7 protein-coding genes and 1 pseudogene are annotated in these 10152 nt (G+C 49.1%); 2 read left to right on the forward strand and 6 right to left on the reverse strand.

The features are described 5' to 3' along the window. Positions 1 to 288: pseudogene (locus ABUA47_RS20170) on the reverse strand (sensor histidine kinase); the annotation flags it as partial. A gap of 184 nt (positions 289 to 472) precedes the next feature. Between ABUA47_RS20170 and uvrA the strand changes: the two are divergent. Next, a complete protein-coding gene (gene uvrA, locus ABUA47_RS20175) occupies positions 473 to 3256 on the forward strand; it encodes an excinuclease ABC subunit UvrA (RefSeq protein ID WP_272195830.1) in 2784 nt (927 codons plus the stop codon). 100 nt (positions 3257 to 3356) lie between these two features. Here uvrA and ABUA47_RS20180 read toward each other — a convergent pair whose 3' ends face one another. From ABUA47_RS20180 to ABUA47_RS20195, 4 genes are all read right to left on the reverse strand, one after another. Beyond that, positions 3357 to 4535 (reverse strand): energy transducer TonB, encoded by a 1179-nt coding sequence (locus tag ABUA47_RS20180; protein ID WP_347774060.1) that lies wholly within the window; start codon positions 4533 to 4535, stop codon positions 3357 to 3359. Positions 4536 to 5046: 511 nt separating this feature from the next. Next, the gene (locus tag ABUA47_RS20185; RefSeq protein ID WP_117601448.1) at positions 5047 to 5535 is read right to left on the reverse strand and encodes an outer membrane beta-barrel protein; all 489 of its coding nucleotides are present in this window, start codon (positions 5533 to 5535) and stop codon (positions 5047 to 5049) included. A 25-nt stretch (positions 5536 to 5560) separates the two neighbouring features. Then, positions 5561 to 5782, reverse strand: coding sequence for a hypothetical protein (locus tag ABUA47_RS20190; protein WP_005826297.1), 222 nt, complete (start codon positions 5780 to 5782; stop codon positions 5561 to 5563). Then, positions 5782 to 7212, reverse strand: coding sequence for a carbon starvation protein A (locus ABUA47_RS20195; protein WP_347774062.1), 1431 nt, complete (start codon positions 7210 to 7212; stop codon positions 5782 to 5784). Before ABUA47_RS20195 ends, ABUA47_RS20190 begins: the two co-directional genes overlap by 1 nt. A gap of 122 nt (positions 7213 to 7334) precedes the next feature. On the opposite strand from ABUA47_RS20195, the gene ABUA47_RS20200 reads away from it, so the two are divergent. After that, positions 7335 to 8792, forward strand: a complete 1458-nt coding sequence (locus tag ABUA47_RS20200) for a glycoside hydrolase family 10 protein (RefSeq protein WP_229084495.1) — start codon at positions 7335 to 7337, stop codon at positions 8790 to 8792. Here the strand turns inward: ABUA47_RS20200 and ABUA47_RS20205 are convergent. After that, positions 8776 to 9984 carry a hypothetical protein gene (locus tag ABUA47_RS20205; protein WP_347774065.1) on the reverse strand — a complete coding sequence of 403 codons (1209 nt, stop codon included), beginning with the start codon at positions 9982 to 9984 and terminating at the stop codon, positions 8776 to 8778. The two genes, ABUA47_RS20200 and ABUA47_RS20205, sit on opposite strands and share 17 nt — an antisense overlap. Between the last annotated feature and the right edge of the window lie 168 nt (positions 9985 to 10152).

Consider the following 10152-nt stretch of genomic DNA (forward strand, 5'->3'; position numbering starts at 1 on the left):
GTCCATATATTCATAGGTTGCGGCTTTCAATTGGTCAATGTCCCCCAACTGATAATAATGAGAAATCAAGTTGTTATGGGCATCACTAATCTGTACCGTATCGTTCAGTTCGCGGGCAAGTTTTATCCACCGGGCATTGATGGAAGGCAATCGGTCTTGTCCCAACACTTTCTGCGCACTATCTGCCAGAGCTTTCATCTCTCCATAAGGGTCTTCGGCATGCAGGATTGAGGGGCATAAACCTAACACCAGCACAACAAGAAGCCATTTTATATTACGCTTTACCATGTTCGGACATTAAAAGGAGTCGGATGCGAATTTAGTGCTTTTATTTAATGTAAATTAGCAGTCATCCTAAAGTATAACAAATCTTAACCTTGCCTATCTGATACGATTTTTCCAGCAGGTTCGTTTTATTCTACCCCGGTTTGCATTATCTTTGCAAATCCTAAATCACATAAGTGACTTTTATATGGCAGAAAATACATCGATTATCATAAAGGGAGCCCGTGTCAATAACCTCAAGAACATTGACGTAGAGATTCCCCGTAACAAACTCGTAGTCATCACCGGACTGTCCGGTTCCGGAAAATCCTCACTTGCTTTCGATACATTATATGCCGAGGGGCAGCGCCGCTACGTGGAGAGCTTGAGCAGTTATGCCCGCCAGTTTCTGGGACGTATGAGCAAGCCTGAATGCGATTTCATCAAAGGGATTCCACCTGCCATTGCCATTGAGCAGAAAGTAAGCAGCCGTAACCCACGGTCCACCGTGGGTACCTCCACTGAAATATACGAATATCTGCGGTTGCTCTACGCACGTGTCGGTAAGACCTTCAGCCCGGTCAGCGGACAAGAAGTGAAGAAACACTCGGCAGAAGATATCGTGAAGTGCATGCTGGAATATCCGGAAGGAACCAAGTATACCGTGCTCGCCCCGATATTGCTGCGCGAAGACCGCACGCTGCAACAACAACTGGAGATAGACATGAAGCAAGGTTTCACCCGTCTGGAAGTGAACGGTGAAATGATGCGCATCGACGAATACAAGCCGAAAGCCGGAGACACAGTTTTTCTGTTGATTGACCGTATGACAGCCTCTTCAGAAAAGGATTCCGTCAGCCGCCTCACCGACTCGGCCGAAACAGCCATGTATGAAGGAGACGGTGCCTGCCTGCTGCGTTTCTACCAGCCCGACGGGAGTACCTGCCTCTATCGTTTCAGCACCAAGTTCGAGGCAGACGGCATCACCTTCGAAGAACCGAACGACCAGATGTTCTCCTTCAACTCTCCCATCGGTGCATGCCCCGTATGCGAGGGATTCGGGAAAGTCATCGGCATCGACGAGCATCTCGTGATACCCGACCGCTCCTTGTCCGTCTATGATGGAGCCGTTGTATGCTGGCGGGGCGAAAAGATGGGCGAATGGAGGGATATGGTGATACACGGAGCCGAGAAAGCCGGCTTCCCCATCTTCACTCCCTATTATGAACTGACCGACGAGCAACGCCGGATGCTGTGGGAAGGGACACCCTACTTTGAGGGCATCAACGCCTTCTTCAAGATGGTGCAGGAAAATCAGTACAAGATACAATACCGTGTGATGCTGGCACGCTACCGCGGAAAGACGCTCTGCCCCAAATGCCACGGCACCCGCCTGAAGCCCGAAGCAAACTACGTACGCGTGGGAGGACGCAACATCTCCGAACTGGTAGATTTGCCCATCACTGAGTTGAAGCTCTTCTTCGACAACCTGCAACTGGACCCGCATGACGCCGACATAGCCCGCCGCATCCTGACAGAAATCAACAGCCGCATCCAGTTCCTATTGGATGTCGGTCTGGGATACCTCACGCTGAACCGCCTCAGCAACTCGCTCTCCGGCGGTGAAAGCCAGCGAATCAACCTTGCCACTTCACTGGGTAGCAGCTTAGTGGGCAGCCTGTATATTCTTGACGAACCGAGCATCGGCCTGCATAGCCGCGATACGGACAAACTGATACACGTGCTCCGCCAGCTGCAACAGTTGGGCAATACGGTAGTGGTAGTGGAACACGACGAAGAGATTATCCGCGCTGCCGACTATATCATCGACATCGGTCCCCGGGCAGGCCGCTTGGGAGGAGAGGTGGTCTATCAGGGAGACATGAAAGACCTTCAGGAAAACAGTGACAGTTATACCGTGCGCTATCTGCTGGGGGAAGAGACAATCCCACTGCCGGAACACCGTCGCCCGTGGAACAACTATATAGAAATAAAGGGGGCCCGCGAAAACAACCTGAAAGGTGTGGAGGCACGCTTCCCGCTGAATGTAATGACCGTGGTGACCGGTGTCAGCGGTTCGGGCAAGAGTACGCTGGTGCGCGACATCTTCTACCGCGCCCTGAAACGCGAGTTGGACGAATGCAGCGAACGCCCGGGCGAGTTCACTTCCATTGGAGGAGACTTGCAGAACCTGCGCAATGTAGAGTTTGTTGACCAGAATCCTATCGGGAAGTCATCGAGAAGTAACCCCGTGACCTACATCAAGGCCTACGATGAAATCCGTAAACTATGGGCGGACCAACCACTTGCCAAGCAGATGGGATACAGTGCCGGATACTTCAGCTTCAACAGCGAAGGCGGCCGTTGCGAAGAATGCAAGGGTGAAGGTACCATCACTGTGGAAATGCAATTCATGGCAGACCTTGTACTGGAATGCGAATCCTGCCACGGCAAACGCTTCAAGGCAGACACGCTGGAAGTGAAGTTCCACGACATGAATATCTACGACGTATTGGAGATGACCGTAAACCAAGCCATCGAATTCTTTACGCAACACGGACAGAAAAAGATTGTGAAGAAGCTGCAACCCTTGCAGGATGTAGGTTTGGGATATATCAAACTGGGGCAAGCCTCCTCCACCCTCTCCGGTGGAGAGAACCAGCGCGTGAAACTCGCCTTCTACCTCAGCCAGGAGAAAGCGGACCCGACCATGTTCATCTTCGATGAACCGACCACCGGACTACACTTCCATGACATCAAGAAACTGCTCGAAGCCTTCGATGCCCTGATACGCCGCGGGCACAGCATTGTCATCATCGAACATAATCTGGATGTGGTGAAGTGTGCGGACCATGTGATAGACCTGGGGCCCGAAGGAGGGGACAAAGGAGGAAACATCGTAGCTACCGGTACACCGGAGGAAGTGGCGAAGTGTGCGGCAAGTTATACGGGACAATTCTTGCAAGAGAAATTACACCCCTCGCTTCCTTAAATAGAACACAGAGGCACGGAGACACAGAGATATTAAATTCAAGGAAAAAGAATAAAACTCTATGCCTCCGTGTCTTTGTGTTTAATCTTACCGGGTGCTACTACTCCAATTTAAAAGTAACCGGAAAAGTAAATTCCACCTTCACGGCTTTACCCTGCTGCATCCCCGGTTTCCATTGTGGCATCAATTCTACAATCCGTAATGCTTCCTCATCCAGGGCAGGATACCTGCTGCGCATAATAACGGGGTCCGTCACACGACCATTCTCGTCAATCACCACGCTGACAGCAACTCTTCCTTGAATGCCATTCTTACGGGCTTCTTCCGGATAACGGATATTCTTTTGAATAAAATCCATTAAGGCTTTCATACCTCCCGGAAACTCGGGCATCACTTCCACTACTTTATAGACCGGTTCTTCCATTGGCTCTTCCGTTATCAATTGTGGGCTCCCGCCCTTCCCTGCATCCGAAACATAAGGGGGAAGAGATGTCTTTTCCGCCGTTCTCCATTCTTCCTCATTGTCCGTCAGTCTGAACTCAGCCATCATCAAGACAGGTTTCCTCCTGATGGTTATCTCATAAAAGTAACGGTAGCGTCCCGGCTTGTTGGGATGCACATCCGGATAAAGGGAGGCTTTCATAACCCTTTCCTCCCCATCCCGCAGCACATAGGCGATGTCCCAAAAGGCAGCGTTTATCGGCAATTCCCGCCAGGTACCTTTTTCGTCTTCGAACGTCAGGTAGTAATGCTCGCCGCAGGTCAAATCTCCGCCGCTGTGATTGCTGAGGATGAATGTCGCCTGAGCCGCTTTCGTTGAAAAGACCGGATATTCGGGACGGATATGGATGCCACGAATATGATTCCTGCCTACTCTCTCGTTGATGACGGGGACTTCTACACCATGAAAACAGAAAACGGGGGAGTCCATTATTTTCTCCCGGAACTCTTTCCGCCGCTCGGGAGTATTCACCATCAAATCTATATCGATGCAATGCAATCCCACCCCATATCCGGTCACATTCCTCTGAATGTGTGTATATGGTGTATTATTCAATCTTTTTCTCAGTTCTTCGTGAATAGCAAGCAATTGCCTTTGCAAGCAGTCACCATCATCCGCAATCCCTATCTTAAGGCTATCGCTCACAGTTTTTTCTCCCATCCCTTGGTCTATCCTTACTGTACCTACGGAATCTTCAAGCGTTTCCATACGTTCCGTTTTATTCATTCGGCAAGATGACAAGCAGCAAAGCAATAGGAGAAAACAAACTCTGTTCATGGCATTTTGTATTTCAAGTTCATAGCATCAGATACAAATATACTCATTCCTGCAATCACAATCAAAAAGAAAACTCCTAATTTCGTAAGACTATAGAAGGAATACATGCAATAGCGGCATGAGAATAGGAAAGATAACGGCTAAATCGGTACTGTATCGCCACTGCAAAGTTACTGCATTCCTTTTGCAGTGATACTGCAACACCTTTGCAGTGATGCTGCAACACCTTTGCAGTGACGCTGCAACACCTTTGCAGTGGCACTGCAAAAAGTTTGCAGGACTTTGCAGTAAGAAAGAGCTGATAACTAAGATAATAACATCAATGAAAGACGTATGCAATACAATCGGAATGGGAACGAAAATGGGCGTGACAGATACTTGTAAGAATATTTATCTATCACACCCATCTATCACGCGACAAGCCATTTGTAGTCAGACGAATCCCCCCTCGCGTGATAGCATGACAGATGTTTTGCAAAAACAAACTCTGTGGAGGAGTAGCAAAATGAGATTAGAAATAGAATCCGAAACCTACCTTCAGGCCGAATTTAGAACGGTCGTCGTTAATATTCCAGTAAGCGGCAGGTTCGATGGTCACCGTACGCGTCAGGAAAAAAGCATAACCGGCTTCCAGACCGAAAGAGAACTTGGTATCATCCAAATCATGTCCCCAGTCCCAACGGTCTACATTGACATCGGCACCCAGATACACGCCAATCTTGTCGAAATAATAACGTCCGCCTACACCCAACGTATAGACATCGAGGTCAGACCCTCCGGAATTCCAAGCAGCTCCGGCATGCACCAGCAAAGCCACATTGTCGAGCAGGAAAGCACCTCCTTTGGCTTCAAGCCCGAAACTTGTCTTGTCGGTTCCCGTGTCATGAGAGAATTCCAAACCGGTGATGGACGGATTCAAAATCCACTTACCTTTTTCAAACTGTGCCTGAGCTGCCACTGTGACAACAAGCAAGCAAACGAATAATGCCAGTTTTTTCATCTTGTTCTGTTTTTTGAGTGAATAATCAATGTTGTTTATTGTCTTCTTCGAATCGTTTGCGTTGTAGCGCCTCCTTCTTACGAAGTACCAGCCACAACACAAATACAATGAGATACGAGGCAGCTACAGTGACATACTTCTCAGTATCGCTGATTTCCGTATTGCGGGGAAGGAAATAAGCGGCAGTAGCAGAAACGTAAATAAGCAGGGCCAACGTAAGCCCGGTAGATTTCTTTATTTTTTTCATTACCAAAGTTTTTTAGTCGTCTTGAAATACCAGATATTAAACCAGAAGCCGGCCAATACAGCAGCCAGAAGAGCTATCGGCAGCGCATACTGCGGCTGAAGTCCGAGTCCTTCGGGAGCAATGCAAATATAAGTGGTGCATACAGCCGTCATGAACAATGCGGGAAAATAGGTGATATAAAAATAATGCCCTTTTTTCTCACGCACCAGATAAACGGTAATTGCCCACAAGGTGAAAACAGACAAAGTCTGGTTGGCCCAAGCAAAATAGCGCCAAATCATATCAAAGCCATCCTTGTCGCGCAGGCTGTAAAGCAACAACCCGATGGCCACCAGGAACATCGGTATGCAGATATATAAACGACTACGCATGGATTTTTGTTCCATTCCCAAGAAATCAGCCACGATAAGACGTGCCGAACGGAAAGCCGTATCACCACTGGTAATAGGGGCGGCAATGACACCCAGAATAGCCAATACTCCACCTACGGCGCCCAGCCAGTCTTTTGTAATGGCATCTACAATAATGGAGGCATTCGTCTCTTCCATGCCATTCTGATGGAAAAAGTAAGTGGCGGCGGCAGCCCAAATCAAAGCTACAATGCCTTCGGTTATCATGGCTCCGTAGAAGACGGGACGTCCGTGGCGTTCACTTGTCATGCAGCGTGCCATGAGAGGGCTTTGAGTAGCATGAAAGCCACTGATTGCACCACAAGCTATACTGACAAACATAATAGGGAAGATAGGCAACAAAGCCGCATTGGGATGTGTATTCTGCAAGCCGTTCCATATTTCAGGCAACTCGGGATGGTTGACATAGAGCATCACCAAAATACCGACAGCCATAAACAGCAAGGCTATGGCAAACAACGGATATATCTTGCCGATAATCTTATCTACTGGCAACAAGGTAGCCAGAATATAATAAGCAAATACTACAATAATCCAGAAGGTGGTATCCAAGCTGTCGGGGGTCAACTTGGCAAGCAGTCCGGCCGGCCCTGCCACAAAGACAGCTCCCACCAATATCATCAGGATGACGGTAAAGCCGCGCATCACCTGCTTGGTGGTCAGCCCCAGATAGCGTCCGATGATTTCCGGCAAGCTTTCCCCGTCATGCCGCAAGGAGAGCATACCGGCAAGATAGTCGTGCACTGCACCGGCAAAGATACTGCCAAGTACAATCCACAGATAGGATGCCGTACCGAACTTGGCTCCCATGATGGCACCGAAGATAGGTCCCAACCCGGCAATATTGAGAAACTGTATCATAAAGATTTTCCAAGTAGGCAGTGGAATGTAATCCACACCATCGGCTTTGGTAAGGGCGGGTGTTTTGCGGTCATCGGGACCAAAGACGCGTTCTATGAAGCGTCCGTAGATAAAATAGCCGGCTATCAACGCCAGCAGGCAAAGCGTAAATGTAATCATGGCGTGTTAATATCTTTAATGTATGCAAATGTAACAGTTTCCAAGTAAACAGCACAAAATAATCGGGTGTTTTGCTTATCTTCGCCGAGAAATATGACAGAAATAAAGAAGAAAAGAGAAAAATGAAACGAATTATTTCCATTTTACTATATATGGCCGTCTTGCTGCCACTGGCTGCGCAACCGCCCAAGCATGAAGTGCGTGCCGCCTGGATAACCGCCGTCTATGGCCTGGACTGGCCGCAGACACGCGCCACTTCGCCCGAAGGCATCCGCAAGCAACAGGCCGAACTGATTGAAATATTGGACAGACTGAAAGCCGCCAATTTCAACACAGTACTGTTCCAGACCCGTACACGGGGAGATGTCCTCTACAAATCAGCCATCGAGCCCTACAACTCCATACTGACCGGAAAGGTGGGCGGCGACCCCGGCTACGATCCGCTGGCTTTTGCCATAGCCGAATGCCACAAGCGCGGTATGGAGTGCCATGCCTGGATGGTGACCATCCCTCTGGGCAACCGCAAGCATGTAGCCGCCCTCGGTAAAGAGTCCGTCACCAAAAAGAAACGCGCCATCTGCGTACCCTACAAACGCGAATACTTCCTGAATCCCGGACATCCGCAAACCAAAGAGTACCTGATGAGCCTTGTCCGCGAAGTGGTGGAACGCTACGATGTAGACGGGATACACTTCGACTACCTGCGCTATCCGGAAAACGCCCCCCGTTTTCCCGACAGCTACGACTACCGCAAATACAGCAAAGGACGCAGCCTTGCCCAATGGCGCAGAGACAACCTGACGGAAATAGTACGCTATATATATAAAGGTGTAAAAGCCATGAAACCCTGGGTAAAGGTCAGCACCTGCCCGGTAGGAAAATACAAAGACACTTCCCGCTACCCCTCCCGTGGCTGGAATGCCTTCCACACCGTCTATCAAGACGTGCAGGGTTGGCTGGGCGAGGGCATCCAAGACCAGATTTATCCGATGCTCTATTTCCGCGGCAATCATTTCTATCCCTTTGCCCTCGACTGGCAGGAACAAAGTAACGGACGCCAAATCATTCCCGGTCTGGGCATCTACTTCCTCGACCCCAGCGAAGGGAACTGGACGCTGGACGAGATTGAACGGCAGATGCACTTTATCCGCGCCCACGGTCTGGCGGGCGAGGCACACTACCGCGTGAAGTATCTGATGGACAATACGCAAGGGCTTTATGATGCGCTGGAAGAAGACTTCTATACCGCCCCGGCCCTGCAGCCCGCCATGCCGTGGATAGACAATGTAGCTCCTACACCTCCCGCCGGACTCACGGTGGAAACACCGGAAAACGGCTATTGGAAACTAAGCTGGCAACCCGCCACGGATAATGACAAGCGGAATGTTCCGATGTATGTAATCTACGGTTCGGACACCTATCCCGTAGATACCTCCAATCCGGAGAATATCCTGGCACAACGAGTACAAGGCACGGAATATACCTATGCCCCCATCCGCCCGTGGACTGCCCGAAAATATTTTGCCGTGACAGCCATAGACCGTTGCGGAAACGAAAGCAAAGCTATTCAGCAGCAGTGACACAGACAAAAACCCGGTAACGGCTCTTCGGAGTGACCGGAACCAGAGGCAGATAGCCGGAAACAACCCTGCCGTCCTTCACCACCAGCGGATAACTTTGCGCATCCTGCTCATGCCGCTCCATCAAAGCTTCATGGGTCGGAAAGCAATCGATGGAGAAACGTCCCTCCCCACCGGGGACAATGAAATGATCACTAAGCACATGGGAAACGATTCCCATATTCATCCGTAGATTTATTTCGACATGGGGGTTGATGGCATACGGATGCCCTTCCTTCTGACGGCAGACCATCATGTCCACACCCAAAAAACCCGTATAAGATGTAGCATAACCCGTTTCCAATGCCTTCTGCATCATATTGCGTATGCGCACAAATGCTTCAAAGGGCACATATTGCTGAATCCATTCCTCCACTTGCCCATCTGAAGTAAGGATATTACCACGATAAGCCCCCTTGTCATCCGTAACAAAACGGGAATAGCCGACAAAAAGAAGCTTTCCCCGGCCATCCGAATAAAATTCCATGGCAAAATCTTCCACCTTATCAAATATAGGCTCCATCACAAAACCTCCATTTTCTTTCAGCGCCCTACTACACCAATCGGAAACATTTTTCGTAAAGCCATGACGGCACCAACACAATCCCTTCCCACTTCCCGACCAAAGTGATTTAAACACACATCCCTCTTTGTAACGACCAATAATATCCAGAGAGATAGCCGTAGTTCCACCATCAGCCTCCACCAAGCAACAACCGTCACCACAAGTATAATCTATTTTATTGGAATAGAAAAGTGCACGAAAAGCCAAAGCGTTACTACGGGCAGCCTTCATACGATATTTATCCAAAGCATCCGGCGTAGGAAGATTCCTTTCCAGAACACCGCCTTTCAACATCCGTTTACGGATAGCGGGATTCCATCCCCAAGGCATTACCCGCACATCAGCATAATCGGGCAGCTCCGGCTCTGTCACCAAATGTACATCCAGCCGGAACAACTGTTGCATCTGTTTCAGATAATCTGCATTATAGGCGGAAGGGGCCAGTACCCCACTATCCGGCCGGGCATACCAAATCGGTAACAAAGCCAGGTCTTCAGCCATACGGCGGATGGTAGCGGGCGCCATATAATTTTCTTCATTATTTCCCAATGCCATATCTGCATCAGGATTGAACACATAAAGTTTCATTTTTCAAATGTTAACCAATTACTCACGTTTTGTATGAGAGTGCAAAGTTATATAATATTTTGCCATCTCTACTTTGCAAATCTATAAAAAAGCCGTATATTTGTCGCCCGATAAACCGAATTTAAAGCATGGAAGCATTTTACCGTACACACGCTTATCTCGTAGAGC

The sequence above is a fragment of the Bacteroides sp. RTP31139st1_H2_RTP31139_211217 genome, from assembly GCF_040227615.1.
GTDB classification, from domain to species: domain Bacteria; phylum Bacteroidota; class Bacteroidia; order Bacteroidales; family Bacteroidaceae; genus Bacteroides; species Bacteroides uniformis.

What these genes read in the sequence shown, in the direction of transcription:
- uvrA (WP_272195830.1), top strand. Translation starts at nt 473, where the DNA reads ATGGCAGAAAATACATCGATTATCATAAAGGGAGCCCGTGTCAATAAC.
- ABUA47_RS20180 (WP_347774060.1), bottom strand. Translation starts at nt 4,535, where the DNA reads ATGAACAGAGTTTGTTTTCTCCTATTGCTTTGCTGCTTGTCATCTTGC.
- ABUA47_RS20185 (WP_117601448.1), bottom strand. Translation starts at nt 5,535, where the DNA reads ATGAAAAAACTGGCATTATTCGTTTGCTTGCTTGTTGTCACAGTGGCA.
- ABUA47_RS20190 (WP_005826297.1), bottom strand. Translation starts at nt 5,782, where the DNA reads ATGAAAAAAATAAAGAAATCTACCGGGCTTACGTTGGCCCTGCTTATT.
- ABUA47_RS20195 (WP_347774062.1), bottom strand. Translation starts at nt 7,212, where the DNA reads ATGATTACATTTACGCTTTGCCTGCTGGCGTTGATAGCCGGCTATTTT.
- ABUA47_RS20200 (WP_229084495.1), top strand. Translation starts at nt 7,335, where the DNA reads ATGAAACGAATTATTTCCATTTTACTATATATGGCCGTCTTGCTGCCA.
- ABUA47_RS20205 (WP_347774065.1), bottom strand. Translation starts at nt 9,984, where the DNA reads ATGAAACTTTATGTGTTCAATCCTGATGCAGATATGGCATTGGGAAAT.